This window comes from Arthrobacter sp. TJ-178 (genome assembly GCF_058269275.1).
On record NZ_JBZCNK010000004.1, the window covers coordinates 154,769 to 178,497 of the forward strand.

General features: G+C 61.4%; 28 protein-coding genes. 16 read left to right on the forward strand and 12 right to left on the reverse strand.

The annotated features are described in order from the left end of the window. Positions 1-24 precede the first annotated feature (24 nt). The 5 genes from AC4D2Q_RS12280 (at position 25) to AC4D2Q_RS12300 (ending at position 4,702) form a co-directional block, all read left to right on the forward strand. Positions 25-714, forward strand: coding sequence for a sortase domain-containing protein (locus tag AC4D2Q_RS12280; RefSeq protein WP_490946708.1), 690 nt, complete (start codon positions 25-27; stop codon positions 712-714). 56 nt (positions 715-770) lie between these two features. Next, on the forward strand, positions 771-1,400 hold the full coding sequence (locus AC4D2Q_RS12285; protein ID WP_490946709.1) for a hypothetical protein: 630 nt from the start codon (positions 771-773) through the stop codon (positions 1,398-1,400). Positions 1,401-1,657: 257 nt separating this feature from the next. Then, positions 1,658-2,830, forward strand: coding sequence for an acetylornithine deacetylase (argE, locus tag AC4D2Q_RS12290; RefSeq protein WP_490946710.1), 1,173 nt, complete (start codon positions 1,658-1,660; stop codon positions 2,828-2,830). A gap of 32 nt (positions 2,831-2,862) precedes the next feature. Beyond that, on the forward strand, positions 2,863-4,137 hold the full coding sequence (locus AC4D2Q_RS12295; RefSeq protein WP_490946711.1) for an MFS transporter: 1,275 nt from the start codon (positions 2,863-2,865) through the stop codon (positions 4,135-4,137). Positions 4,138-4,249: 112 nt separating this feature from the next. Further along, on the forward strand, positions 4,250-4,702 hold the full coding sequence (locus AC4D2Q_RS12300) for a hypothetical protein (protein WP_490925741.1): 453 nt from the start codon (positions 4,250-4,252) through the stop codon (positions 4,700-4,702). Positions 4,703-4,791: 89 nt separating this feature from the next. Here the strand turns inward: AC4D2Q_RS12300 and AC4D2Q_RS12305 are convergent, their stop codons facing one another. After that, the gene (locus AC4D2Q_RS12305) at positions 4,792-4,947 is read right to left on the reverse strand and encodes a hypothetical protein (protein ID WP_490946712.1); all 156 of its coding nucleotides are present in this window, start codon (positions 4,945-4,947) and stop codon (positions 4,792-4,794) included. A gap of 66 nt (positions 4,948-5,013) precedes the next feature. On the opposite strand from AC4D2Q_RS12305, the gene AC4D2Q_RS12310 reads away from it, so the two are divergent. Continuing rightward, positions 5,014-5,382 (forward strand): hypothetical protein, encoded by a 369-nt coding sequence (locus tag AC4D2Q_RS12310; RefSeq protein WP_490946713.1) that lies wholly within the window; start codon positions 5,014-5,016, stop codon positions 5,380-5,382. Positions 5,383-5,433: 51 nt separating this feature from the next. Here the strand turns inward: AC4D2Q_RS12310 and AC4D2Q_RS12315 are convergent, their stop codons facing one another. Beyond that, positions 5,434-6,777 (reverse strand): replication-associated recombination protein A, encoded by a 1,344-nt coding sequence (locus AC4D2Q_RS12315; protein ID WP_490946714.1) that lies wholly within the window; start codon positions 6,775-6,777, stop codon positions 5,434-5,436. Continuing rightward, positions 6,774-6,938 carry a hypothetical protein gene (locus AC4D2Q_RS12320; protein ID WP_490946715.1) on the reverse strand — a complete coding sequence of 55 codons (165 nt, stop codon included), beginning with the start codon at positions 6,936-6,938 and terminating at the stop codon, positions 6,774-6,776. Before AC4D2Q_RS12320 ends, AC4D2Q_RS12315 begins: the two co-directional genes overlap by 4 nt. A 120-nt stretch (positions 6,939-7,058) precedes the next feature. Between AC4D2Q_RS12320 and AC4D2Q_RS12325 the strand changes: the two genes are divergently transcribed. From AC4D2Q_RS12325 to AC4D2Q_RS12345, 5 genes are all read left to right on the forward strand, one after another. After that, positions 7,059-7,604, forward strand: coding sequence for an AAA family ATPase (locus tag AC4D2Q_RS12325; protein ID WP_490946716.1), 546 nt, complete (start codon positions 7,059-7,061; stop codon positions 7,602-7,604). A 135-nt stretch (positions 7,605-7,739) separates the two neighbouring features. After that, the gene (locus AC4D2Q_RS12330; RefSeq protein WP_490946717.1) at positions 7,740-8,513 is read left to right on the forward strand and encodes an SAM-dependent methyltransferase; all 774 of its coding nucleotides are present in this window, start codon (positions 7,740-7,742) and stop codon (positions 8,511-8,513) included. Between the two features lie 94 nt (positions 8,514-8,607). Beyond that, positions 8,608-9,063 carry an SRPBCC family protein gene (locus AC4D2Q_RS12335; RefSeq protein WP_490946718.1) on the forward strand — a complete coding sequence of 152 codons (456 nt, stop codon included), beginning with the start codon at positions 8,608-8,610 and terminating at the stop codon, positions 9,061-9,063. A 103-nt stretch (positions 9,064-9,166) separates the two neighbouring features. Further along, positions 9,167-9,691 (forward strand): NUDIX hydrolase, encoded by a 525-nt coding sequence (locus tag AC4D2Q_RS12340; RefSeq protein WP_490946719.1) that lies wholly within the window; start codon positions 9,167-9,169, stop codon positions 9,689-9,691. Positions 9,692-10,630: 939 nt separating this feature from the next. After that, the gene (locus AC4D2Q_RS12345; RefSeq protein ID WP_490946720.1) at positions 10,631-11,149 is read left to right on the forward strand and encodes a GNAT family N-acetyltransferase; all 519 of its coding nucleotides are present in this window, start codon (positions 10,631-10,633) and stop codon (positions 11,147-11,149) included. 86 nt (positions 11,150-11,235) lie between these two features. Here AC4D2Q_RS12345 and AC4D2Q_RS12350 read toward each other — a convergent pair whose 3' ends face one another. Further along, entirely contained in the window at positions 11,236-11,586 is a 351-nt protein-coding gene (locus tag AC4D2Q_RS12350) for a VOC family protein (protein WP_490925750.1), read from the reverse strand. 196 nt (positions 11,587-11,782) lie between these two features. Next, entirely contained in the window at positions 11,783-12,403 is a 621-nt protein-coding gene (locus AC4D2Q_RS12355) for a hypothetical protein (RefSeq protein ID WP_490946721.1), read from the reverse strand. Positions 12,404-12,798: 395 nt separating this feature from the next. Here AC4D2Q_RS12355 and AC4D2Q_RS12360 point away from each other — a divergent pair, with 395 nt between their 5' ends. Continuing rightward, the gene (locus AC4D2Q_RS12360; protein ID WP_490946722.1) at positions 12,799-13,023 is read left to right on the forward strand and encodes a hypothetical protein; all 225 of its coding nucleotides are present in this window, start codon (positions 12,799-12,801) and stop codon (positions 13,021-13,023) included. Positions 13,024-13,698: 675 nt separating this feature from the next. Here AC4D2Q_RS12360 and AC4D2Q_RS12365 read toward each other — a convergent pair. From AC4D2Q_RS12365 to AC4D2Q_RS12375, 3 genes are all read right to left on the reverse strand, one after another. Continuing rightward, positions 13,699-14,694 carry a hypothetical protein gene (locus tag AC4D2Q_RS12365; protein WP_490946723.1) on the reverse strand — a complete coding sequence of 332 codons (996 nt, stop codon included), beginning with the start codon at positions 14,692-14,694 and terminating at the stop codon, positions 13,699-13,701. Then, positions 14,694-15,059 (reverse strand): GntR family transcriptional regulator, encoded by a 366-nt coding sequence (locus AC4D2Q_RS12370; RefSeq protein WP_490946724.1) that lies wholly within the window; start codon positions 15,057-15,059, stop codon positions 14,694-14,696. The genes AC4D2Q_RS12365 and AC4D2Q_RS12370 overlap by 1 nt, the downstream gene beginning before the upstream one ends. Positions 15,060-15,327: 268 nt before the next feature. Continuing rightward, positions 15,328-16,026 carry a nucleotidyltransferase domain-containing protein gene (locus AC4D2Q_RS12375; protein WP_490946725.1) on the reverse strand — a complete coding sequence of 233 codons (699 nt, stop codon included), beginning with the start codon at positions 16,024-16,026 and terminating at the stop codon, positions 15,328-15,330. A gap of 409 nt (positions 16,027-16,435) precedes the next feature. On the opposite strand from AC4D2Q_RS12375, the gene AC4D2Q_RS12380 reads away from it, so the two are divergent. Further along, the gene (locus AC4D2Q_RS12380) at positions 16,436-17,275 is read left to right on the forward strand and encodes a MerR family transcriptional regulator (RefSeq protein ID WP_490946726.1); all 840 of its coding nucleotides are present in this window, start codon (positions 16,436-16,438) and stop codon (positions 17,273-17,275) included. Here AC4D2Q_RS12380 and AC4D2Q_RS12385 read toward each other — a convergent pair. Next, complete coding sequence (locus AC4D2Q_RS12385; RefSeq protein WP_490946727.1) at positions 17,272-17,898, reverse strand: TetR/AcrR family transcriptional regulator; 627 nt, start codon at positions 17,896-17,898, stop codon at positions 17,272-17,274. The two genes, AC4D2Q_RS12380 and AC4D2Q_RS12385, sit on opposite strands and share 4 nt — an antisense overlap. A gap of 53 nt (positions 17,899-17,951) precedes the next feature. Between AC4D2Q_RS12385 and AC4D2Q_RS12390 the strand changes: the two genes are divergently transcribed. Beyond that, complete coding sequence (locus AC4D2Q_RS12390) at positions 17,952-18,668, forward strand: DUF998 domain-containing protein (protein WP_490946728.1); 717 nt, start codon at positions 17,952-17,954, stop codon at positions 18,666-18,668. Between the two features lie 148 nt (positions 18,669-18,816). On the opposite strand, the gene AC4D2Q_RS12395 is transcribed toward AC4D2Q_RS12390, so the two are convergent. Both AC4D2Q_RS12395 and AC4D2Q_RS12400 read right to left on the reverse strand, forming a co-directional pair. Continuing rightward, positions 18,817-19,983 (reverse strand): sensor histidine kinase, encoded by a 1,167-nt coding sequence (locus AC4D2Q_RS12395; RefSeq protein ID WP_490946729.1) that lies wholly within the window; start codon positions 19,981-19,983, stop codon positions 18,817-18,819. Between the two features lie 10 nt (positions 19,984-19,993). Further along, on the reverse strand, positions 19,994-20,683 hold the full coding sequence (locus tag AC4D2Q_RS12400; RefSeq protein WP_490946730.1) for a response regulator transcription factor: 690 nt from the start codon (positions 20,681-20,683) through the stop codon (positions 19,994-19,996). A gap of 86 nt (positions 20,684-20,769) precedes the next feature. Between AC4D2Q_RS12400 and AC4D2Q_RS12405 the strand changes: the two genes are divergently transcribed. Both AC4D2Q_RS12405 and AC4D2Q_RS12410 read left to right on the forward strand, forming a co-directional pair. Next, complete coding sequence (locus tag AC4D2Q_RS12405; RefSeq protein WP_490946731.1) at positions 20,770-21,417, forward strand: M15 family metallopeptidase; 648 nt, start codon at positions 20,770-20,772, stop codon at positions 21,415-21,417. A 106-nt stretch (positions 21,418-21,523) separates the two neighbouring features. Continuing rightward, positions 21,524-22,588 (forward strand): lipid II:glycine glycyltransferase FemX, encoded by a 1,065-nt coding sequence (locus AC4D2Q_RS12410; RefSeq protein ID WP_490947060.1) that lies wholly within the window; start codon positions 21,524-21,526, stop codon positions 22,586-22,588. On the opposite strand, the gene AC4D2Q_RS12415 is transcribed toward AC4D2Q_RS12410, so the two are convergent. After that, entirely contained in the window at positions 22,585-23,727 is a 1,143-nt protein-coding gene (locus tag AC4D2Q_RS12415) for a UDP-N-acetylglucosamine--N-acetylmuramyl-(pentapeptide) pyrophosphoryl-undecaprenol N-acetylglucosamine transferase (RefSeq protein WP_490946733.1), read from the reverse strand. The two genes, AC4D2Q_RS12410 and AC4D2Q_RS12415, sit on opposite strands and share 4 nt — an antisense overlap. Positions 23,728-23,729 lie beyond the last annotated feature (2 nt).

The following is a 23,729-nucleotide window of genomic DNA, read 5'->3' on the forward strand; positions in this document are numbered from 1 at the left end:
GTCCGGGCTGACTGGGTCCATACGATGACCACCAAGAAGCCCGGACGCCGCGGAGGCCCTCTGGCATCCGCGGCGTGCGGGATTCTGCTCCTGCTGTCGCTGGCCGGATGCGCCTCCGGAACGGTCGACGCCGGCCCCTCACCTTCTGCTCCCGCTTCAGCTTCGGCGGAAGCGAGCAACGCGGCCCCATCGCAGGCACCTTCCGCCCCGCCGTCTGTCACTTCGAGCGTCCCGGGGGAGGAACAATTTCCGGTGCTGAGTGAGTCCGCTCCGGTAACCCTGAGTATTCCTTCGATCGGGGTCCGGACGGATCTTCTCCATCTTGGGTTGCGCGATAACGGTTCTCTGGAGGTCCCGGAGGACACCGGCAATGGAGCACCTGCGAGTTGGTACAACGGTTCCCCAACCCCGGGAGAACGCGGCCCGTCCGTGATGTTGGGTCATGTGAATGCGCTCGGCGGGAATACGGGAGTCTTTGCAGATCTCAGAAAGCTCACGCCCGGCACCGAAATCGATGTTTATCGAGCCGACGGGAGCATCGCAGTATTTACCGTGGAGCGCGGTGCCCTCTACAGCAAGAATGAATTCCCCACCCTTGAGGTTTACGGCAATACTCCGGGAGCCGAGCTGCGGCTTATCACTTGTGACGGCTATGACCCCGACACCGGACTCTTCGACGATAACTACGTCATCTACGCCAAATTAAAAGCCTGACGACTAAACGCTTCTCTCTTTTGGAACGCGCAAAGCAGGCAGGAATGGACAGGAAAATGAACAATCGGTCCCTCACGCTGCCATCCCTGGCCTTCGCATCATTGCTCCTCTTCGGCTGTGCGCCGGCTGCCGGAACCAACGTTGAAAATGCCCCCGCCGCAAGTTCGGCAACCGCCTCGGCTGCCGCTGACCCCGGACACGGGGACGGCCATCACCAAGGCTCCCCAGCCCCGGCATCCCCCACAGTCGACGGTCCCAGTGACGCCGCGCTGATGGTCTGCGGAGATCAGCCCATGGAAAGACTCACCTCCATATTGGATCTGGAGCAGGACCCGCACACCGTCAACGACTGGGTCGATGACACTTTCACCTGCACCTACCATCTGCAGGAGGGGGCACTGGAAATCTCCGTCCAGGAAGCCCCCGACCAGACGATGGCAATGACCTATTTTGAGGCGATGCAGGCTCTGGCCCGTGATGCCACGCCCATCGAGGGCCTCGCCAACCTCGGCTTCCCGGCCTATGAAACTGCCGACGGATCCGCAGTTTTCCAAAAAGACAGCTTCGTTCTCAAGGTCGATGCCTCAGGGCTGCCCGCCACTTTGGGGCCCGACGGCATCACCAGGAACGCCCTGGCCTATCAGCTCTCCACGACCATTCTGGCCTGCTGGGTTGAACACCACTGAATTACTCCGGCAATCGAACAGTCACCAGGCAAGGCGGCGGATTCTTGGAACCGGCATCGCGGGAATCACCGCTGTCGATCCACAAACCTTAACCTGCGTGGGATATATGGGAAAGTTCGTGTCGCTCAGGGACAGTATGACGTCACGAATCCGGAAACAGTGTGACAAGAATGGCCCATAATGACAGACTCTCGGCTAGCCGTTCGCTGAAAATGCGGACATCTGAGCAGTTGCTCGATGAATACCAGGAGTAAAACATGTCACCTACACCGAGCGATGCAGCGCTTGAAGAAATCACCAAACTGATCAATTTTGAAACAGTCAGCCGCGACAGCAATCTCCCGCTGATCGACTACGTGGGTGAACGCCTCAATGCGCTGGGCATCGAGTCAAAGCTCATCCACGATGCAACCGGGCAGAAGGCAAATCTGCTGGCCACCATTCCCGCAGGCGACGGCACGCGGACCGGCGGAATTGTGCTCTCCGGACACACCGATGTTGTTCCGGTCGACGGACAGGACTGGAGCTCCGATCCGTTCACCCCTCAGATCCGCGACGGCAAGCTTTATGCCCGGGGTGCCTGTGACATGAAAGCCTTTATTGGCGTGGTGATGACGAGGCTCGACTCCATGGTCGCGGCCAAACTCAGTGAACCCATCCACCTGGCCTTCTCCTACGATGAGGAAGTCGGCTGCATTGGAGCGGTTGATTTGGTAGCGGCCATCACCGCCGATGGCCTGAAGCCGCGCGGTGCCATCGTCGGGGAGCCCACATCCATGCGCGTGGTCCGGGGGCACAAATCGGTCAATGTCATCAAGGTGGATTTCCACGGTATTGCAGCACATTCCTCACTGACCACTCAGGGCGTCAATGCAATTTCCGCCGCCGCCGACTTTGCGGCATTTGTAGATGCCAAGGCCAAGGAATTCGCCAGCGCCGGTGCCTCTGATGAAGCCTTCATCGTCCCTTACACCACCACCACGGTTAACCAGATTCAGGGCGGTATCGCGGTAAACACGATCCCGGCATTATGCACACTTCACTTTGAATTCCGTTCCATCGGTGCCGATGACCCGGTAGCGCTCATTGAAAACTTCCGTGCCGAAGCACTGCGCATTGAAGCGCTCATGAAGGCCCAGAACCCCGAAGCTCGCGTTGAATTCGCAGTGCTGGCCCAGACCCCCGGGCTCGATACCCCCGCCGAGGCCGCGATTGTCTCGATGGCGGCCGAACTTGGTGGAACGCCGAGCCCGGACAAGGCAACGTACGGCACCGAGGCGGGACTGTTCTTCAACGCGGGCATTCCCACGGTTGTCTGCGGCCCCGGCGACATTGCCCAGGCGCATGCACCTAATGAATTTATCGATCTGGAACAGATCGCCGCGTGCGAATCATTCATCGACAACCTTGTGGCATCACTCACCGCCTAGTCTGCAGCCCTTACGCCCGCCAGGAGCACCTTATGAGCGCAACAGCAACGATTACCCCGAAGCAATTTCAAGACGCGAAGAAGGCGGTGATCAGCAGCTCGATTGGTGCCGCCCTTGAGTGGTTCGACATCATCGTTTACGCAACCTTCGCAACCGTCATTGCCAAAAACTTCTACCCGGATTCGGACCCCGCGTTCGCACTGATCCTCACCTTTGCCACCTTTGCCATTTCCTACCTCGTCCGCCCGCTGGGCGGCATGGTGCTGGGCAGCTACGCGGACCGCAAGGGACGCAAGAGCGCGCTGACACTGACCTTGATGCTGATGATGGTCGGCACGCTGATCATGGCCGTGGCACCCACCTACGCAATGGTTGGCATGTGGGGCGGGGTCATTATCCTGCTCTCACGCCTCATCCAGGGCTTCTCCGCCGGTGGCGAATTTGGCACGGCAACTGCATTTCTGATTGAGACGGCACCGCATAAGAAAGCGTTTTATTCCTCCTGGCAGGTGGCAAGCCAGGGCGCCTCGATGGTGCTGGCCTCAGGCTTTGGCTTCGCGCTGACCGAAGGGCTCTCCGAAGAGGCGCTGAACAGCTGGGGCTGGCGTGTGCCGTTCTTCGTCGGCCTGCTCATTGGCCCGGTGGGACTCTACATCCGCGCCAGGCTCTCGGAAACCGAGGATTTCATACACAGTGAAAAGGTTTCCTCTCCGGTGAAGACACTGATCGTCGATCATTATGGGCGCCTGCTTGCCGGTGCTGCGGTCATCGGTGTTGCGACGATCTCCGTTTACATGATTCTCTACATGCCGACGTTTGCCGTGACGAACTTGGAAATCCCCGCAACCGCGGCATTCCTCGGCGGCGTGGTTGCCGGTCTTGTCACCCTCGTGGGCGTGCCCTTTGTCGGCCATCTGGCGGACCGGGTGGGACCCGCAAAGGTGATGACCTATGCGGCCGTCGGTGCGCTGCTCCTTGCTTGGCCGCTGTTCCAGCTCCTGGTCACCAACCCAACAGTTCCAACACTTGTGATCGTCATCGGCCTGCTTGGCGTGATTATGGCGTTCTACTTTGGACCGCTTCCTGCTTTGCTCTCCTCGCTGTTCCCGGCAGCAATTCGAGGAACCGGGCTGGCCATCACCTACAACGTTGGAGTGACGCTGCTGGGTGGTATTGCTCCGCTGGTGCTGACCTGGCTGTTGAATATCACCGGGTCGCTGAGCGCACCGGGTTTGTACTATATGGCCATCGCCGTGATTTCCCTGGTGGGCTTGTTCTTCGTGCGAACGCGTTACAACCAGCCCTAAGGACTGAGCATCAACGATTGGTTCACGTCCAATCCCCAGAAGGCCCTGCTTCCCTGTCAATTCGCAGCGAAGCGGGGCCTTCGCCGTTGCGGGGCCAGCTCAGTGAGGAACAATGGTCGCAATTCCCACCAGGAGGCAGAAGTTGCAAAGATTCTATGTTGCGTCGAGTTTCAGGAATATCGTCAACGTCCGGTACATCGCGCAAACCCTGGAAAGCAAGGGCTACGTCAACACGTACGACTGGACCCAGAACGCGTCCGCGCTCGATGGGAGTACCGTCACCCTCGATGATCTGCGCTCCATCGGTCAGCATGAGCGGGATGCAGTGATTGGCGCCGACGTCGTCGTGGTCCTCCTTCCGGGCGGAAAGGGCACGCATGTCGAGCTTGGCATCGCGATCGCTCAAGGCAGAAGGATAATCCTGCATTCCCCGGCCGAAGTCATCGACAATCCCGGGGCCACCAGCACGTTTTACCACCTCCCTGAAGTGGAAAAGTGCCACGGAACATTAGAGGATCTGATCACCATGATCCTCGGCCGAGAGGTGAGCATAACCGCCAATTAACGCGGTTCGTGTCACGGGAGGTTTCCTCAACCGCACCAGGGTTTTCACCCGCTTGTTGTTTCCGGCGGACGATAAGAGTCAGCTTCGGTTTAGTCGTGGTCCGCCTCAGCGGCGGTGATGGCTTTGTCCGTGAGGAGCGGCATCATCACCAACAGCGCGAGGGTGAGTAGTCCCATGATGCCGAACATGGCATGAAGGCCAAACCATTGGGACAGCACTCCCCCGGCTGCTGCACCGATGGGCATGGTTCCCCAGGCTAAGAGACGGTAAGCACTATTGACTCTGCCGAGTAGTCGGTTTGGGGTGATACGTTGACGCAGCGAGACTGTGATGACGTTCCACAGCACAACCATTATGCCGCCCACAAAGAGACATGGAACCTGGATACGGCACTGCATGATGCCGGCCCGGAAGCACCCCTTGCTCCGTTGGACGCGTTGCGCGAGGAATTGACCGAATCAGGTCCGGACGCACTCGCCAACCTTTCACGCTTCGTCCTGCACCTCTCCCCACGAGACGCCGAGGAACTCGTCACCCGGGTCTACTCGGTGCTCAACGAATACACGGACACCGACCAGCAGCGGTCCGATCAGCCCTCGTACGGAGGCCTGTTCATTCTTCACAAAACAGCGGACCGGGTTGACGGCCAAGGCGAAGCAGGGCCCAAACCGGTGCACTGAGTTTCTGCACCTACGAGTGACGGGCGGACACCGGGTCGACTGAAGCACCGCTCATGCGTCTGGTCCCTTTGCAGAGGTGCCGGGCGGATCTGCTTCAGAGGATCCGGATGCCGCTGCCCGGAGCCGCGCCCAGTGGGCCAGCCGTTCAGCAATCGCCCGCTCGTATCCGCGCGCGGTGGGCTGGTAGAAGATTTCCCTGGGCATGCCGTCGGGGAAATAGTTCGCACCGGAGAATCCGGTGTCGGTGTCGGGATCGTACTGGTAGCCATCGCCGTAACCGAGGTCTTTCATCAGCCGGGTCGGGGCATTCAGGATGTGCGCCGGCGGCATCAGTGACCCGGTTCGTTTCGCTGCGGCGCGCGCCTTGCTGAATGCGCGGTACACCCCGATGGACTTCGGCGCAGTCGCGAGGTAGACGACGGCTTGCGCGATGGCGAGTTCGCCTTCGGGCGAGCCGAGGCGCTCGTACACGTCCCAGGCTGCGAGGGCCTGTTGCACGGCCTGAGGGTCGGCCATGCCGATATCTTCGTTTGCGAACCGGGTGATGCGGCGGGCGATGAACAGGGGGTCCTCCCCGCCGTCGAGCATCCGCGCCAGCCAGTACAGTGCCGCGTCCGGGTCCGAGCCGCGCATGGTCTTGTGCAGCGCGGAGATCAGGTTGTAGTGACCTTCCTGCCCCTTGTCATATAGCGGTGCCCGTTTCTGCACCGCCGCAGCAAGCGCTGCAGCGTCCACGGGCGCCGGAAGGGCATGGACCTGCTCGATCATGTTCAGCAGATACCGGCCGTCACCGTCCGCCATCGCAACCAGCGCCTGCCGTGCATCATCCGTGAGCGGCAGCCGTGCGCCGATGAGGTCCTCGGCACGGGCGATGAGGGTCTCCAGCGCGCCGTCGTCGAGGCGTTTCAACACGAAGACCTGGGTTCGGGAAAGGAGCGCCCCGTTGAGCTCAAAGCTCGGGTTCTCCGTCGTCGCGCCGACGAGGACAATGGTGCCGTCCTCGACGTAAGGCAGGAACGAGTCCTGCTGGGCGCGGTTGAACCGGTGGATCTCATCGACGAACAGCATCGTGCCCTGACCGATCTCACGGCGGCGCTGCGCCGCGGAGAACACCTTCCGGAGGTCAGCAACACCGGAGAAGGTGGCGGAGAGCGGTTCGAACGCGAGATCGGTCTGCTCTGCGAGGAGCCTGGCGACCGTGGTCTTCCCGCACCCCGGCGGACCCCACAACACCATCGATGCCAACCGGTGCGCCTCCACCATCCGGCCGATCGGTGCATCCGGTGCGAGCAGATGGTCCTGCCCGACGACGTCGCGCAGGGTGCGGGGCCGAAGCCGGTCGGCCAGGGGCCGTGAGAGGTCATCGACGTCGAACAGGGATGGCGTGTCGTTCACGAGTGCCCCGGGTTACGGCCGCCGGTGATGATGAGGAAGACCTTGTCCCGCGCTTTCCACACGTCCAGATGCGGGGTGAACGGACGTCCGTGGCTCACATCGTCAAGCGAGGCCGCTGTTTGGCGGGCAATCTGCTGCAGCCGTGCCCCGGAGAGCGTCATCGCTTGTCCTGCACGTTGAAGACCTCCTTGTCAGGCCTGACCGGCTGCTGCGGACTGGCACCGGGAAGCTGCCCTGGTACGTACGAGTCTACGCATCAGGCTGGCACTAGAGTTCGCTCCATGATCATTTGGCTCAACGGCACCCACGGAGCGGGAAAGACAACAACGAGCGTGTTCCTGCAGCAAATGCTGCCTCACTCCCGTGCCCTCGACGTTGAGAAGGTCGGTGAGGTGCTTATGGACATCAAACCGGGACTTCCTGCCACGGATAACTTCCAGCACTGGGATCCGTGGCGGGCCCTCGTCGTCGAAACCGCTCGGCGTGTGCTCGACTACACCGGAGGAACGCTTGTGATGCCGATGACCGTCCTGGTCGAACGCTACTGGCGGGAGATCAGCGGTGGCCTGGCAGAGCACGGCATACCGATCCGGCACTTCGTGCTCCACGCCGACCAGGCAACGCTCCGCGACCGCATACAGAATGACAGGGTTCTCGGCCCCTCGACATTCCGTTTCGCGTACGTAGAGCCATACGCCGAGGCGGCTAGTACCTGGCTGCACGATGCAGCCGAGGTCATCGACAACACGCACATCACAGCGAACCAAGCCGCACGGCAGATCGCGGATTCCGTCCTGGCCGCTGAGACCGCTGCGCGTCACGGATGAAGGATTCTAAAAGCTTCCATCATTGACCGAAACCATCAAGATGAGCGTTATGCGGCGCCATGTCGCGTTAGGTGATCAATCGCCGGACGAGCGGATATCCCCAGCAGTCGCTTCTATGCGTGAGAACATCACTGAGTGACCGACGACGCTTCGCTCGAATTGCCGCCCCTGTATGAGTCCCTGACCTGGCTCACCCCGCTTTCCGAGGAACGTGCCGCACACCTTGTGGCGTTCCTGTCCGACCCGGCACCGGCCGAGGTTCTGGACATGGGGTGCGGATGGGGCGAACTGCTGCTTCGCGTTTTGACCTCGGCCCCGCAGGCACGGGGACGCGGAGTGGACAGTGCTTCCGCGTCCATCGACCGGGCAAGGCAACAGGCATTGGCTCGTGGGTTGCACAACAGAGTGACGTTTGATTCGATGCTTGGGGCAGAAGCCCAAGATCGCCCCGCAGAGGCTGTCATCTGCATCGGCGCGAGCCAGATCTGGGGGCCGCCGGTAGAGGACGCGCAGCCGCTCGACTACGCCGCAGCTCTGCGCGCCCTTCGAGCTCTGGTGCTCCCCGGCGGCCGACTCGTCTACGGCGAGGCAATCTGGTCAGCCGCACCTCATCCGGCTGCTACCGCCCCTCTGGCTGGACGTGATGACGAGTACCTGACAGCAGATGCGTTACGCGAACAGATCTACGCCGCTGGATTCGAGGTGGTGGAGGACGACCTTGCAAGCATTCAGGAGTGGGACGTCTTCGAGGCCGGATATCGCGACAGGTTTACCCGTTGGCTGGAAGCTCATGATGCCGACCACCCCGACGCAGGGCAGGTCCGCCGGCAGTATGAGGAACAGCGCGCTGCATATGAAGAAGGCTACCGAGGCGTACTCGGCATGGCGTATTTCTGCCTAAGGGGGTAAGAGTCCACAGCAACTCACCTTCACTGCATCAGCATGACGGCGCTCGTAATCATGCCAAGGTGAGCAATATGGGGTGGACTGCGACACTGGGGAGATGGCTGTCTATTTCGAGTGCACCACTCAAGCGTGCACATCCCAGTTAGAGCTGTTTGACCGTGCCCGATGCATTGATGCGCACGTGAGTTCCATGGCCCAATCACGGGAGAAAGCTGTTGCGGGCGCCACTACCGGCCTGATTGCCCTGGGAGAGCAGGTGACATGGCGAGCGTGGCACTTCGGCATCCCGCTGCGCATGACAAGCCAAATCACCGAGATGAAAGCGCCGAACTACTTCGTGGATCAACAGATCAAAGGTCCGTTTCGGCGATTTCGGCACGTTCACGAATTCAGTCAGATCGGCGCAATCGCAACCATGACGGACCGGATCGAGTTCGAGGCCCCTCTGGGCGCGCTGGGCCGAGTCGTCGAGAAGCTTGTGCTCGCCCGATATCTGAAGAAGCTCATCGAAACGAGGAACCGGTACCTCGTGGAAGAGCTTCCTCATCAGTAACTTCCGTCCGGCACCAATATGACCCCACCCCGCCCGCGAGACCTGGGATGAGGACCTCCGAAACGTTTCCCCGACCGGTCGTCCAGAATGGCACAATGACGCGATGGGCATCGACGACGAGTGGTGGGACATCTTGGACACCGAGGGAACGCGAACCGGCGAGATCTTTCGCAGGGGTGCTGAGGGGTGGCCGTCCGGATGCTTTCACCTGGTTGTCGCGGTCTGTGTACAGCGTGAGGACGGGGCAGTTCTGCTGACCCAGCGTGCGGCCAATAAGGAGTTCCCATTTAGTTGGGAGTTCCCGGGTGGAAGTGCTCTGGCTGGTGAATCGGGCGCGGATGCAGCGAGCCGGGAACTGCGGGAGGAATCGGGTCTGCATGTGGAGCCATCCGCGCTGACACCAATTGGTCGGTTTGTCGAGACATCAGCTCTTCTCGACTTCTATGTCGCGCGTGTGAGGTCGAATCCGCGGCTGACTCTGCAGCACAGCGAAGTCACAGCCGCCGAGTGGGTGCTACCGGAGGTGGCCGAACGACGGCTGACTGCGGGCCTCATGGCAGATCCCTGGACTGCCAGGCTGGACACGCTTTGGCCTTCCATCAAGCGCGCGCTGCGCGTTTCGCTCTGAGGGATCGGCTTGCCTACGCATCGAAGACCTAGACCGCCCCGGTTTCATTAGACTGTCGGTTCATGTTCGTGGTGCCGCCAATTCTCTAAGGATCAAAAACATAGCCCAAAACACCACTCGTGATGAGAAAGAGCATAACGAGGAACAGGGCAGCAACTCCCCCACAAAGGAACCACATAAACCGCTTTTCCGGAGGCCTCATGTTCAGCATGATGCCACGACTCGACGACATCCGAACTCGTCGACGCAGCCCGAGAAAGACTCCTCATCGGGCATCCCGCAAGCCGGTCCTCGTGCGGACGCGTTGTCGGATCCCTCGACGTTCGGATCCCTTGGCTGAGAGCCTGCACGCTGCTTCTGACTATTCCCTCTACGTCCGTGGTCTCCTCCTCCTTAGCCGCAGAGTCAGGCTGACGAGGCACGCAGCGGCGAACGCTAAGGCGAGCAGGGTTAGGAATGCCACCGCCGGGTTTATCCAGAACGGAATTAGGTCGTAGTCAGCGTTGCATTTATTGTGCAATGGAAAATACCGTCCCGCCTCCTCCCAGTTCGAACGCCGATATTCTCTGTCCCACGTTTGGCCACGGGCCGTACATGTCTCCGCATTGTTCAACCCACCAGAAAAGGCCCCGTACAGCCAGAAAGCTGCGGCAAAGACAAGTGCAACGATCATGTTGGCGAACCAAAACAATGGGTTAATTCCCCTCAATTCGCGCACAGCCCCCCCCCTCAGTCGATTCCCATGCTAGCCAATGCCCACTCAAGAACCCTCTTGCAGGTGCCGCCAGCTGCTCCTTGTTCCCGTCGTCGACACAACTCAGTGCTGCAGTGCTTGAAGGAACGTCCTCGACCGGCGCCCGCAAGCCGGTGGGTCATCGGAAACTGGGTCTGTCAGCAAAGGGATCTGTTAGTAAGAGTAGAACTGCGATGATTGCGGATATGAGCAGAATCGTGATCCGTCCCTTCAACCCAGGTGATCCACCCAGACTGCATGCAGCGTTCACGGCTGTTGGCTGGGGAAAGCCGATCACGTTGTTCGAGCGGTACCTCCAGGAACATGTTTCACAGACCCGTTACGCCGTGCTCGCAGAGGTGAGTGGTGACGTTGCCGGTTATGTGACCCTCGCGTGGCAGTCGAAGTATCCACCGTTTACCGAGCAGCGCATACCAGAGGTCTCCGATCTCAACGTGCTCCCGCGCTACCGCAGGTTAGGGATCGCGACGAACTTACTCGATTTTCTCGAGCGCATAGCGGCGCGACGCTCGCCCACGGTCGGCCTCGGCGTCGGGCTGTATGCGGACTACGGAGCGGCCCAGCGAATCTATGTACGCCGCGGCTACCTGCCGGACGGGCGAGGTGTGATGCATGCAAACCAGCCGGTCTCAGCCGGTCAAACCGTGGCTCTGGACGACAACACGACCCTGATGTTCACCAAACAGCTCGATTCTGATCGGTAATGAAGAGCTGCCCCTCGGTGTTTTGGGTCGAATGAGGATCCGCTTATAAGAAGGATCGAGGAAGGGTGCGGGGCCTATGTCAGCGCTCAGGTGTGCTCGGCTACGTCGAACTCGTTGCCTTGAGGGTCAGCGAGCGTGACCCAGCGAAAGTCTTTCTCGCCCCGGCGCTCGACGAGGGTCGCCCCGGCGGTGAGCAAGCGATCGACCTCGGCGTCGAGGTCGGGAGCAGCCAGATCGAGATGGATACTGTTCTTTGCGACGGACTGGTCGTCAACCTTCTGGAAAGCCAGCGTGACTGGCAGCCCACCGCCCTCGAGGACCACGAACCAACCCCCGTTGGTCTGGGTGATCTCCGCATTGGTCTGCTCAGCCCACCAGCGAGCGAGCGGTTCGGCGTCTGTGGTGTTGATCGTGACCATGCCTAATGTGAGTGTCATGGTGTCACCCTATTGGCGCCAGAGTTCAAAGGGAACGAAACCGCGTGAGTGCAAGAGCATCTCCGAGCATTCCAATAGATCCACCCCGAGACGGAGCGGTTTCGTCCGCACGTTATGGATTGGGACAACTGGTCGACACACAGCCCCTCGGGTAGGATTTCGAAGCATCGACCACCCCGCGGTACAGAGATGCTGGCTAGCAGTTGATTTCGTGCAGAGCCGGCCAGACTGGATCACCCTTGCCGTGAAGGATGAGCGAGCCGCCGGAGGAGTACCACTCAAGCTCATAATTTCCGCTGCTAAATGGCTTGTGCCCGTCATCGGCCGTCCATGAACTGACCTTCCGGCCGACGCCGGCGGCGCCGACGACGTAAACCGTACCCCTGCCGGCAAACAGGAACGAGAATTCGCGCACAGCCACGCGGCAACCCTCGCTGTTGGCCGGTGACAGGACGTAGTACTTGGCGCTGGAAAGATCGTCCACGGCACCCAAGCCACTGAATGCAACCGAGACGACGGCCAGCAGAGTCACGAACAAGGGCCTGCGTCGGGTCCGATCTGTAAATGTGATGGATCGCTGCCTGAACGCATCCACCTTCAGCAACACCATAGAGGCCAGGAATAGAACACCGCCGATGGCCCAGCCGGGGACGGCCTGCTGTCCGAGAACGAACAAAAACCCGCTCCAGCCCAAGACACTGCATAGTGGGGCGAGCACCAGCAGGATAGCTGAAGCCCGGAAGAGTCTGGAGGAAGGCTCCGACCAGGCGTTGCCTGTTCCCCAGGCCCTGGCCGCAGCGGCATCACCTGGTTCCACGATCCTCCTTCATCATTGTTCGTAGATTCTCGGCTCAAGTGGGACAGAGGCGCCAGGGACGGACACATAATTTTGGCCAGCTTAGGCCGAACTGACATTCAGATAACGCACGATCGAAGAGCGGCTTACGAGACGAGTTGGCCACAAATCGCTGCAAAGCCGCGCCATTTACCGCTGCGTTTGGCAAGTTATCCGTGTCTGGTTGCGACGGGAGTGACAGATCCAAATCGGTCACTGTCAGCGATTGCTGGTTGTGCATTCTTACCCCAGTCGGCGGAGCCTCCTGAGCGGCCTGATTAGACTGCACTTCACAGCCCCAACAACAAGGAGACGTCATCAGTAGCAACGAACTGCACCCGATCCGGCGGTGGCAGATCTTTATGGTTCGCAGGTCAATGAAGATCTGGACATTCTCTCTCTGTTTTCTGGCCTATGTAACTTTGCCGCAAGTGTTCCCAGACATCTGGTGGGTAGGTGCCATTCCTGCTGGTGTTGCTCTGAGCTACTTTGCGATCAGTAATCTGATTGAAGCCCGTGAGGTTCGCCGTGAGATCTTCGCTCGTGTGGAGAACCAAGAATCGACCGATCCTCCTGAAGCAGGCAAGGCCGAGAGGCAGTAACCGAGGTCGGTCCGTAGTATTCCGGTAAGGGACCGGCTTACGGGCAAGACCCCGCGAAGGAATTCAGCAGTGGACACCCTCGCCCTCCTCGAAGTCTGCACTGGCGTATTCTGTGGACATGGCCACGGGGGCAGGCAAGAGCGACAACAGATACGAGTGGCAGTCATGGCCACCGGATTCCCTAGTGGGCATGCCGCCCAAGCGGAGGCGCTTGGCTGGCTGGGCAATTTTTTGGTTCATTATCCTGGGATCGCTGCTGGGGTCGGCCCTCGAGGCATTCGGCGTTCGGGAACCGTGGCGCTCCACGCTTGTCGCCGCCGTTTTGGCTGCCGTGTTTATTTCCTTGATCCGGGCAGCAGCTTCGGAGGCCCGACAGCTCCGCGCCGAAGGGATTGAACTGCCTTCCTACCCGGTTACCCGCAAGTCATTGATCTCTGTAGGCGTTCTCACTGGTGTTCTTTGGATCGCCTTTGCGGTAGTTGCGTTTAGCGGGAGGCCCGTCTTCCCGCTAGTGCCAATTGCCGGCACCGCATGGTTAGTCTTTCAGGGCCGGCGGTGGAAGAATCCATCAGCTGACGAAACGCCAACTGATGGATCCCATTCACCTGAATCGCCGAGCTGACTACTAAACGGCTGCGGGTGAAGGATGCCTCATCGGACGGGAACTCTGCGGTGTTACAGCGTGGTGTGGTGGCGTGCTGTTTGGGCGTTGAAGAGGGCTGCTGCTGTTGTGGCGTCGGTGGTGGTGAAAGTCAGGCTGCAGCTCTTCGGCCCGTGAACGCGGAGGGCTTCTCCGTTCCGGAATATCAGACCGATCGAGCTGGATCCTCCTACTCGGATACCCCAGCCGAGGAACTCGGACAGTTCCCGGACAGTGACTACTTCGGCAGTCGCTCCCGGTATGGCCGGTGCTGTGAAACGGCCAAGGCCCAGGAGGGTAGTGCAGGTTAGGCCCCTGCAATCGACGGTGACGGTCCACCGGCCGGTGATGATGCCAAGTGCCAGCAGAATCCCGCCGGCGATGGCAAGGCCCCAGAGCGGCGTCGTAATGCCGAGGATGATGAGGATCAGCCCTGCTCCACCTCCGCCGAGCAGGCAGACCCAGGCGGTGGTGGTGGTCGTCCAGACAGCAAGTTCGTTCGGCCCCAGTTCAAGGGGCGGAGTCGGCGTGGCCCCTGCGGTCGGCGTGGCAAGGGGACGTGCGCCGGCGATGAGCGCTGCGAGAATGCCGTAGGCGAGGCTGAGGGCTGCGACGACGCCCATCATGGTCCGCGGGTCAGGGGCAAGAAGCGGATCCGTGAGCCCAACTTGACCGCTGAGCATGACGGGCAGCGACGAGGAGGTGAAAACGGCGATGCCCGTGAGCGCGGCGATGGACAGGCAGCGTCCCCATCCGGTGAGTTTTCCAGACCACTTCAGGAACGCCAGGAAGATCAGTGCCGCAGCAGAAGGACCGGCGAGGGAGAGAATCCCCGTCCAGAGTGGTGCGATGGTGATGACTTCCTGCGTAGACCAGTCCCACTTTTGGGCGACGGAGGACGGCAGCTGGCGGCTCCATGCGAGGGAAAGGGCGAAGGAACCGAAGAGAACTCCGGCTGTCGGGAGGAACGCTCCGAGCCAGAAACGGGGGTCGGGTTCGGTCGCCGGACTGCGTGTGGTGTCCATCGTCATCAGGCTCTTCCTTTATCCAGTCGTTGGCGAAATAGCGCGAGTGTCGTCTCGCTCGACAGCCCCAGCTCTGCGAGTTGTCGGGCTGCGTCGTCGAGGATCCGGGTGGCTTGCTCACGGGTAGCCGTTTCCGGCGCGATTACAACGGCACCGCGTCCCCGGCGTAACTCGACCAAGCCTTGGTCACGCAAGACCTGGTAGGCATGCAGGACAGTATGCAGGCTCACGCCCAACGATTCACCGAGCGCTTTCGCTGCCGGCAGCCGCTCCCCGTCAACGAGAGAGCCCTCGATTATTCCCTGACGGATCGCGTCGGCAATTTGCGCGTGGAGGGGAGACGCTTTGTCGGGCGTCAGGCGGATCAGCATGAGTCAATTCTATTATTATGTTTAAACTATAACAATAGCTATAAACTCAGTTTAACTGCCCTCATCCGCTGCCCGTGCACCCTGCGCGGCACTCTTTGAGTGAATGCTCGTGCGATCTTAGGGCTGCGAGTTCCATCAAGCCGACAGCGCAGGCCCGTGCCATCATCACCCATTAGACGAGGCCATCGTTTTCTTCATGGAACCTCTCTCCAGTATTGAGCACGAGGACGAGGATGCCTGGTGGCCGGCTCACTAGTTCCCCGGCCCCCTAGCGGGTACCCCGCAAGAAGCCCTCCATGGCGTAGCCACCATTTTGCTCCAGTACATCTCCAGCAATCCCGGCCAGCTTCTGGGGGTCATAGTCCGTCGAAGCCGCCCAGGCCAACAGACCCAATGCGGCCTCATCGTTGGGCAGCTGTTCCAGGCGCCGAACCACCCATTTGCCGTTGCCCAACCATTTGTGGTGCCGGAGCAACAGCAGTTCGGCGGATTGGAGGAACACATTCGAGGCGATGGCGAACGTTTCAGCGGGAGAACTGGAACCCAGCAGGTCATCCACTGAACAGCTAAGGTCGTACCTGCGGAGGTCGCGTTCGGCATCAGTTAATGGCTTGGGGCCCTGCCGCATGTAAAGTCGCGCCTCATCCTGCCATTGCCTGCCGGGCCCGTGGTCGGTTAGCAAGAGTCCACGGGCACAGATGTCTCCGAGGATGGCACAGCGTATTGACCTTTCCTTCTCGTACCAGAAGGCCAGGCTCTCGGGGGTGTGAATGAAGGCTTCTACGATCCATCCCCGATACCGGACGGTCTCCGCGTAGTTCGCGCCACCAGCTCGATAGAGGATGGCTATGTCAAGATCCGATGTCGGAGTCGAACAACCCAAGGCTGCGCTGCCACCCAGGATTGATGCATCCGCTCCGGCATGCATTTCCTCGACATAACAGCGTGCAATCGTGATCGGATCCATTAGCCCATGATGCCCTACGACTACAGACCTTCTTCGGCACGGTGTGGGGACACAGGTTCCGAAGGCGATCGGCTTGCGGACGCACGCGGGTTGCTTCGTAAATCTCTGTGGTGGGTCTGGATTGGCTATGTTCGCAATACTGCGGTGCGGGAGTGAAACGCGACGGGTCAAGCGAGTACGTCGACCTTGAGGTCGCCTCCGCTGTTGCCATCTTGTATGTTGACAGCTGCAAGCCCGGTAAAGAAACCGTGGTGTCCATAAGCTGATCATTACCTCGAAGTAAAAAATATTCGTGTTTGCCCTAGTAACAGCCAGGCGGTTGAGGTTCCGGCGGTGAGGTATTTGAGGTTGCACCTTCCGTAGCTTTATGTGGTCCTATGGACTCACGCCCCGTTAGGAAGGCCCGCTCATGCATCCGTCCCTTACTCCGCCGCGTCAGGTCAAAATCGGTGACGCGGCATCCTTCGTAGGCACCACAGTGCAGGCGATTCGTCAGCACCACGAGACTGGCCTGCTGCCAGAGCTCGAACGGGGTGGTGACGACCGCCGCCGGTACGGCTACGAAGACATGATCCGGCTGCTGTGGATCCAGAAGATGTCCGAAGCCGGGATCACCCTGGACGACATCCATGACGCCTTCGCTGACACGGCTCCTGCCGGTTCCTCCAGCGGCCACGACGACGCCGTCGTGCAGCGCATGCGCACCCCGGATGGCAGGATGAGTCTACTCTCCGACTTCGTCACCGGCCGCCTCAAGGGCCTGCCCGAGGGCTCGCTGCGCCAGGCGGACCTCGACAACCTGCTGGTCATGGAGCGGATCTTCGGACCGCTCGGTGCGGCCGTCAATGCCGGCCGTTGCATCGCCTTGGCCACTCACCCGGGTCTGCGGGAGGAATCCGACCGCGTTGATGCCGCTGAAGAGGCACTCGATGACACGGTCGCCGACGACGACCCCCGCGTGGCACAGGTGGCTGCCAAACGGCATGCCTTCGAATTGGTGCTGGACGCCGTCATTGAGGACTCCGGCCTGGCGCAGAGCGACGAAGCGCTCTTCGACTCTTGGGAGGCATTACACCCCGTTACCGCTGCTGAAGGTGAGGACGAGGCGGGCCAAGACGCTGGCAGAGGGGAAAAGCGCGTGAGCCTCATCGAGGCCGTTGGAATGATGCCCTACGACTACTCCCCGGCCCGCCTGCGTTGCATGGAGTTGGTCCAGGAACTCGCCGCCCACGAGTCACCCGCGTCCTAAGTAAGGTCTGTGTCCTGAGCCTGGAAGTCGTTGGCCGGCGAGTCCTTCGAGGATCCCTGGCCGAACGGAGGCTCAAGCCCGTTGAGGTATTGGTCGATGAGGCGCTGAGCCCGCTCGGATGTCATTCGGTCTGTCTCGGTTACCCTGGCGATGGCTAGGCCGTCGAGCAGTGCCATGAGCATGGCGGCGTCATCCCGGGTGAGGTCCGGGTTCCATTGCCGGAGCAGAGTAGTCAGGCCTTCTTCCATAAGGCGCCAAGATGCCTGATGGGCGCTGGCAACTGCACTGCTGGTTGTCGCCTTCGAGGCGTAGGACAACCAAATGACCGAAGCGGTGCGGGATTCGTCGTCCACCCCTCCGAGAATCCTGCACACCGCGCCCAGATTCTGCCGCGCTGATGCCTCCGGATGCGCTGCGGAGCCCACCCGCTCGATGAAGTTCCTGGAGACCTTGTTCATGGCCGCCATGATCAAATCGTCTTTCGTCTTATGGTGATGCTGGACAGCACCTATCGAGAGGCCAGCAGCTGCAGCGACGTTGCGGATCGTCACATCCTCAAGGCCCCGCTCCACCAGAATGTCCTGCACAGCCGTAAGAATGCGCTGCGCGCCCGCCGAAGTCATGATTCGAGATTACTCCGAAGCAAACCATACGTTCGTATTGTATGCTCGGGGGCATGACGCGACTTCGTTGGGGCGCCGCACTATGGACTCTGTGCCTGCTGACCTTTCCGGCTCAGGTAATTGCGGCCGCGCAGTGGCCAAACCCGTACTCCTGGTCCTCAAATCTCATCAGCGATCTCGGCGTGACCGCCTGCAGGACATTCGACGCCGGCACGCGCGTTGAGCGTTACATCTGCTCCCCCGGTCATCTGCTGGCCAACGGTTCCACGGTCGCCAACGGAGCCCTCATGGCTGTCGGAGCCATCCTTCTGTGGTCGGCTTGGCCTCGGCAGCGGACAGGGAAAGCCGCGATGTCATTCCTCGCAGCGGGTGGTGTACTCGTGATGCTCGTCGGCTTCCTGGCCTGGGATGTTTACCCGGAGGCTCATGACGCTGTGGCCCTTGCCCAGGCCCTGATGCAGTGGATCGGAATGGCCTTCCTCGCCTACGCACTCAAAGGCAGCACGGCAGCACGATGGGCGTCAGCCCTGACCTTGGCGAGCCTCGCACTCTCAATCGCCGGCTTTGTTCTCTTCATCGATGCGATCAGCGGTGGGCCATCGGTTTCACTGGACCTCGGCATTACGGAGCGCCTCGCTTTCGATACCCTCACCGTATGGGGCGCCGCACTGGGCGTGATCCTACTGCTGACGGCACTCGGCCACCGGAACACCACCTCAAACCAAAAAGCGGTTCTTGGTTCCGCGCCGACAACCTCCCCGGGTGCATAAGCCGACGATAAATCGGACCTCCACCGGCTCCTCGGGCAGTGGAAAGACGGTTACGACGGCGCTAACACGAAGAGCGCATCCTCTCTCCTATCAGCCTCTTCGGGGTCGGACTGCCGTCCCAGACTCTGCATCACCACCTCACTCATGCTCAGGATGCAGTCTTTACGGCTGGCCCCGGGCCGGCTGCCGGTGGCGGCAGCGGTGGCCTTGGTGGCGGCGGTGGCAGCGGCGCTGACAAAAGGGATTGCAGGCGAACGGAGATCCGGAGTCCGCCCTCGGGACGCGGGGCGATGGCGAGGGTTCCCTCGTGTGCCTGGGTGATGCTTTTGACGATGGCCAGGCCGAGGCCGACGCCGGCAGAGTCGGTGCGGATGCGCTCGGTACCGCGCTGGAATGGTTCGGTGAGCGTCGAGATCAATGGGGACGAGAGCTGTTCGCCGCTGTTTTCGATGATCAGTTCAACGCTGTTCGGGTGGGATTTGGTGGTGACCCAAACGGCCCCGTCTTCGGGCAGGTTGTGCACAATGGCGTTGTGCAGCAGGTTGGTTGTCAGTTGTTGCAGGAGGGCGCGGGACCCTGTGGTGGTGGTGACATCGCCGGAAGCATGGATGGTGATACGGCGTTTCTCCGCAAGGGGAAGCAGAATCTCGGTGGCTTCATCTATGAGCAGGGACAGGTCCACCGTTTCTCGGGCAAAGGAATTCCGGCCCGCGCGGCTGAGCAGCAGCAGCGCCTGGGTGAGGTCGATGGCGCGGGCGTTGACGGTGTGAAGCCGGTCGATGAGCTGGACCGGGTCCAACGCAGGATCATTCCGCGCCACCTCAAGAAGTGTCTGCGAGATCGCCAGTGGGGTGCGCAGTTCGTGAGAGGCATTGGCAGCGAACCGTTGCTGTTCCTCGACATGTTTTTCGAGTTGTTCGAGCATGGCGTCGAATCTGTCGGCCAACTCACGGAACTCGTCCCGGCGGCCCTCCAGCCGGATCCGATGCGACAGTGTGCCCTTCATTGCCGTGAGGGTGGCGTCGGTGATGTGCGTCAGAGGCGCAAGCATGCGGCCGGCGAGAATCCATCCTCCAGCCAATCCGAGGACCAGCAGGGCACCAAGGGCTGCGGCCGCCTTGGGCGCGAAGGCGCGCCAGAGGTCGGATCGGCCCGGAACATAGGTGACGGGGCCGTACGTGATCAGATCCGGGACAAACACCGCCTCGTCGGGTGTGTACCGCAGCAGGAAGACCCACACCACAGCGATGATCAGGGCGCCTGCAAACATCAGGAATCCGGCGTAGCTGAGGGCCAGTTTGGTACGGACACTCAACCCCCGCGGCCTATCCACGGTCTCCTGCATCGACGGCTGGCTGGGTGTCGATGCGGTAGCCGACAGCGGGGACGGTACTGATGATCCAGGGTTCACCGAGCCGTTTGCGCAGGGCGGAGACCGTGATGCGCACGGCATTGGTGAAGGGGTCGGCGTTCTCGTCCCATGCTTTTTCCAGCAGTTCTTCGGCGCTGACAACACCTCCTCCTGCCGCGACCAGGATTTCGAGCACGGCGAATTGCTTTCGGGTCAGCGCCACGTAGCGCCCGTCGCGGAAGACTTCCCGGCGGAAGGGGTCCAACCGCAGCCCGGCGATTTCCGTGACCGGAGGCCGGGCATGGGCACGCCGGCGATCGAGGGCCCTCAGCCGCAAAACCAGTTCGCGGAATTCGAACGGTTTCGTGAGGTAGTCATCGGCTCCCAGCTCGAATCCGGAGGCCTTGTCATCGATCCGGTCGGCGGCAGTGAGCATCAGAATCGGTATGCCGCTGCCCGAGGAGACAATGTGGCGCGCGACCTCGTCGCCCGAGGGCCCGGGGATGTCGCGGTCCAGAATCGCCAGGTCGTAGGAGTTGATGCTCAGCAGTTCCAGGGCGGAGTCGCCGTCGCCGGCAATGTCTGCCGCAATGGCTTCCAGACGCAGGCCGACGCGGACGGCATCTGCCAATAGGGGCTCGTCCTCGACAATCAACACACGCATGCCCCTATGCTACGAGCCGGCACGTATCTTCCGCGTATCAAAAACTTCATACGTGCCGGGAACATGCCGCAGTCTTGAGTGGAGGCATGACCAACAGTTCCCCAGCGCGCGCCGCAGACCGCCGCGTCCGATGGTTTGTCTTCGCGGCCGTCCTGGCCGCCGTCGCCTCCTTCATGGCTTTGGCCGCACCGCCGCTCGACGGCGTTCGCGGAAGCCCCGGGGGCGCGGGCCCAAAGCCCCCGCCGCTGGCTGAGGATTTCGGTCAGCAGTACAGTGACGGCGGTATGGTTTCTGACCGTCTTTCGGCCTTCGATGAGGGTGCATCAGCCATAGCCAACCTCAGCTCTCCGCTGCTCGGCGCGCTCCAACAGGCGGCAAAAGACGCCGCCTACTACGGCATCGACGTCGTGGTCACCAGCGGCTGGCGTTCGCCGCAGTACCAGGATGAGCTTCTCAAGGAGGCGGTCTCTGAATACGGCTCCGCTGAGGAAGCTGCCCGGTGGGTGGCCACTCCGGAGACCTCTGCCCACGTGTCAGGGGACGCCGTGGACGTCGGGTACGCGGAGGCCTCGGCATGGTTGTCCGCATACGGTGCCGGATACGGGTTATGCCAGATTTACGGCAACGAACCCTGGCACTTTGAACTGCGCCCGGAAGCCGTCACCTCCGGCTGTCCGGAGATGTATGCCGACCCCACCCTGGATCCAAGGATGCATCCCGTCGTCCGGTCCTGACACCCACCGAACCTGCTCACAAAGGAGCAACATGCCCGCAATTACCCCTGGCCCAGCCGATATTGAAGCAACGACATCCCCGGTGGTGCGCGGCAGGGAACCCGGCATGACGGTCCGCTTTGCCTCCGCAGTGGAAATTGCTGATTGGGACACACATGTGACATCCAATCCCCTGGGCGGCAGCTTCTTGCAGTCGTCCGCGTTCGCAGAGACGAAAAAGCACTTTGGCTGGACGCCGCGGTATTTAGTGTTTGACGGTCCCGGGGCGTCCAGCCACAACTTAGTGCTGGAGAAGTCGTTCCCGCTGCTGGGCCGGTTCTGGTACCTGGTTAAGGGCCCGGATCTGGCCTCGATCCATGACCTTCCCGCTGCGTTGACCGCGCTGAGGCGCTTCCTGTCCCAATCCGGGCTGCACGTTTTCATGGTGAAAATCGAACCGGACCTTACGGATTCGGCTGAGGCCCGCCAGGTTCTCCGGTCCGCCGGGCTGGTTCGTGCCTTCAACCTGATGCCTAATGACCACACAGTGCTGCTAGATGTCTCCCCGGAGGAGACCCAGCTGCTGCGCAACCTGCCCTCACGTGGACGTAATGCCATTCGTCGGGCGATGCGCGAGGGGGTCGAGGTGTCACGTATGGAGCTGACCGATTGCGCCATGCGCTCGATGTACGAGTTGATGAGCGGGACCATCGCAGCGAAGGGAACCGCGGAAATCCGCTCATACGACTACTACAGGAAGTTTTGGACCGAGTTCGCCGCCCGGGGCCAGGGCCAGTTGTATTTCGTCTTCGAAGACGGCCGGCCCGCGGTGGGTGCTTTTGTCATCAATTACGGACGCAAGGGCACTTACAAGGACGGTGGTTCACTGGCCCGCCGGAAACGGTACGGCGATTCGCACCTCGTCCAATGGACTGCCATCAATGAGGTCAAGGCCATGGGGGTGACCGTGTACGACTTCTGCGGCACGCCGCCGTCGGACCGGCTGAAGGACACCACGCACCCGCATTACGGCCTGGGGCTGTTCAAAACCAGCTTCAACAAGACGGTAACGGACTTCGTCGGGTGCTGGGACCTGCCGGTCGGCCCGGTGAGGTACAAGGTATGGGGGCTGGCGGGAGAGCGGATCTTTCGGCAGCTCCATACCCGGTGGACCGGCAAGCAGTTCTACTAAGAGTCCAGCTTCAGGTCCGGCACGTGCCGGCGGTTGCGTGCGACCGCCAGCACGTGCCGGGCGATGACGACGTCGGCGTCCGGCCTGGCCATCCTCAGCGCGGCAGCTGACATTTCCGCTCGCCGGGCCGGGTCAAGAAGACACGGCAGCAGGGTCTCGGAGATCCATTCCACGCTGAGCTGCTCGTCGCTGACGAGCAGGCCCCCGCCGGCGCGCACAATAGCCTCCGCATTGAGGCGTTGCTCGCCCCCGCGCAGCGGCAACGGAACGTATAGTGCCGGCAGCCCCACGGCTGACAATTCGGCACACGTCATCGCGCCGGATCGGCAGAGAACAAAGTCCGCCGCAGCGTAGGCCAGTTCCATATGTTCAACGAAAGGCAGCTGCCGGTACGCCGCCGCGGTGTCGCCGCTGTCCGGGTCACCAATGCCCGCGAGGGATTCGTCGGCCCCGCGCCCAGGCCCGACGATGTGCAGGACCTGGATTCCTGCCGAGCGCAGCAACGGACGGCAGCGGGCTATCACCCGGTTAATCGACTGCGCCCCCTGTGAGCCTCCGGTCACCAGGAGAACCGGCAGGTCAGGGTCGAACCCAAATTGGGCACAGGCCCGACGGCGCATCAAGGTGCGGTCGAGGTGGGCAATTTCCGGTCGGAGCGGAATGCCGACCGGCACGCCGTGTGCGAGGCCGACTCCGGCCGATGCGGTAAGCACGTTGGCCGTGAGCCGCGCACCGCCCCTGTTCGTGATTCCCGGACGGGCATTGGCTTCGTGCACCACAATCCCCACTTTTTGTTTCCGGGCGGCCAGGTAGGCAGGCAGCGCAACGTAGCCGCCAAAACCGACGACGACGTCGGCCTGCACCTCGGCGAGCACTTTCTCCGCCGCACGGACCGCTGTCCACAGCCGGCCCGGCACCCTGAGCAGATCGCCGTTGATCTGCCGCGGCAGGGGCACGGGCGGGATCAGTTCAAGCGGGTACCCGCGGCCCGGGATCAGCCGGGTGTCCAGGCCTCGGACTGTGCCCAGGGCGGTGATCACTGCATCCGGCTCAAGCCGGCGCAGCGCGTCGGCGACGGACAGCGCGGGCTCAATGTGGCCGGCGGAATGGCCGCCGGCCACTACTATGGAAACACTCATCG

Coding starts and splice junctions, on each gene's coding strand:
- AC4D2Q_RS12285 (WP_490946709.1), top strand. CDS start 771: ATGAACAATCGGTCCCTCACGCTGCCATCCCTGGCCTTCGCATCATTG.
- argE (WP_490946710.1), top strand. CDS start 1,658: ATGTCACCTACACCGAGCGATGCAGCGCTTGAAGAAATCACCAAACTG.
- AC4D2Q_RS12365 (WP_490946723.1), bottom strand. CDS start 14,694: ATGACGATGGACACCACACGCAGTCCGGCGACCGAACCCGACCCCCGT.
- AC4D2Q_RS12415 (WP_490946733.1), bottom strand. CDS start 23,727: ATGAGTGTTTCCATAGTAGTGGCCGGCGGCCATTCCGCCGGCCACATT.
- AC4D2Q_RS12320 (WP_490946715.1), bottom strand. CDS start 6,938: ATGACGCTCTCCGGGGCACGGCTGCAGCAGATTGCCCGCCAAACAGCG.
- AC4D2Q_RS12410 (WP_490947060.1), top strand. CDS start 21,524: ATGACGGTCCGCTTTGCCTCCGCAGTGGAAATTGCTGATTGGGACACA.
- AC4D2Q_RS12295 (WP_490946711.1), top strand. CDS start 2,863: ATGAGCGCAACAGCAACGATTACCCCGAAGCAATTTCAAGACGCGAAG.
- AC4D2Q_RS12350 (WP_490925750.1), bottom strand. CDS start 11,586: ATGACACTCACATTAGGCATGGTCACGATCAACACCACAGACGCCGAA.
- AC4D2Q_RS12375 (WP_490946725.1), bottom strand. CDS start 16,026: ATGGATCCGATCACGATTGCACGCTGTTATGTCGAGGAAATGCATGCC.
- AC4D2Q_RS12385 (WP_490946727.1), bottom strand. CDS start 17,898: ATGACTTCGGCGGGCGCGCAGCGCATTCTTACGGCTGTGCAGGACATT.
- AC4D2Q_RS12340 (WP_490946719.1), top strand. CDS start 9,167: ATGGGCATCGACGACGAGTGGTGGGACATCTTGGACACCGAGGGAACG.
- AC4D2Q_RS12360 (WP_490946722.1), top strand. CDS start 12,799: ATGAAGATCTGGACATTCTCTCTCTGTTTTCTGGCCTATGTAACTTTG.
- AC4D2Q_RS12405 (WP_490946731.1), top strand. CDS start 20,770: ATGACCAACAGTTCCCCAGCGCGCGCCGCAGACCGCCGCGTCCGATGG.
- AC4D2Q_RS12305 (WP_490946712.1), bottom strand. CDS start 4,947: ATGCCCATCGGTGCAGCAGCCGGGGGAGTGCTGTCCCAATGGTTTGGC.
- AC4D2Q_RS12280 (WP_490946708.1), top strand. CDS start 25: ATGACCACCAAGAAGCCCGGACGCCGCGGAGGCCCTCTGGCATCCGCG.
- AC4D2Q_RS12370 (WP_490946724.1), bottom strand. CDS start 15,059: ATGCTGATCCGCCTGACGCCCGACAAAGCGTCTCCCCTCCACGCGCAA.
- AC4D2Q_RS12380 (WP_490946726.1), top strand. CDS start 16,436: ATGCATCCGTCCCTTACTCCGCCGCGTCAGGTCAAAATCGGTGACGCG.
- AC4D2Q_RS12345 (WP_490946720.1), top strand. CDS start 10,631: ATGAGCAGAATCGTGATCCGTCCCTTCAACCCAGGTGATCCACCCAGA.
- AC4D2Q_RS12390 (WP_490946728.1), top strand. CDS start 17,952: ATGACGCGACTTCGTTGGGGCGCCGCACTATGGACTCTGTGCCTGCTG.
- AC4D2Q_RS12300 (WP_490925741.1), top strand. CDS start 4,250: ATGGTCGCAATTCCCACCAGGAGGCAGAAGTTGCAAAGATTCTATGTT.
- AC4D2Q_RS12325 (WP_490946716.1), top strand. CDS start 7,059: ATGATCATTTGGCTCAACGGCACCCACGGAGCGGGAAAGACAACAACG.
- AC4D2Q_RS12400 (WP_490946730.1), bottom strand. CDS start 20,683: ATGCGTGTGTTGATTGTCGAGGACGAGCCCCTATTGGCAGATGCCGTC.
- AC4D2Q_RS12335 (WP_490946718.1), top strand. CDS start 8,608: ATGGCTGTCTATTTCGAGTGCACCACTCAAGCGTGCACATCCCAGTTA.